This window comes from Paraburkholderia sp. SIMBA_054 (assembly GCF_046534875.1).
Classification (GTDB): Bacteria; Pseudomonadota; Gammaproteobacteria; order Burkholderiales; family Burkholderiaceae; genus Paraburkholderia; species Paraburkholderia hospita.
The window spans coordinates 1-230 of the sequence record NZ_JAWRXV010001858.1 but is presented as its reverse complement, the minus strand read 5'-3'; the positions used below and the strand labels follow the sequence as shown (position 1 = coordinate 230).

The window sequence follows — 230 nt, the reverse complement described above, 5'->3', positions numbered from 1 at the left end:
AGAGAAAAAACGTAGCCAGTCCCAACAATGCAGGCGCCGGCACACCAGCGATCCAGCAGCCGAAGCCAGCCAAAATGCCCTGAACAAGCGCCGTGCCCAGAATTCCGTAGACCACGCCCTTGACGGTGCTGCCCGCCAGCGCCAGCAGATAGTCGGCGCGCTCACCCGTGATACGCCGCATGCCTGCATTCAGCCATGCGCCAGCGCCCTCTCCTCCGGTGTAAAAGAAG

At 62.2% G+C, this 230-nt stretch carries 1 protein-coding gene; it reads right to left on the bottom strand.

Annotated features, from left to right (window positions below; all coding sequences use genetic code 11):
* A partial coding sequence (locus SB822_RS61480; RefSeq protein ID WP_410859717.1) for an AI-2E family transporter occupies positions 1–230 on the bottom strand: 230 nt, incomplete at both ends.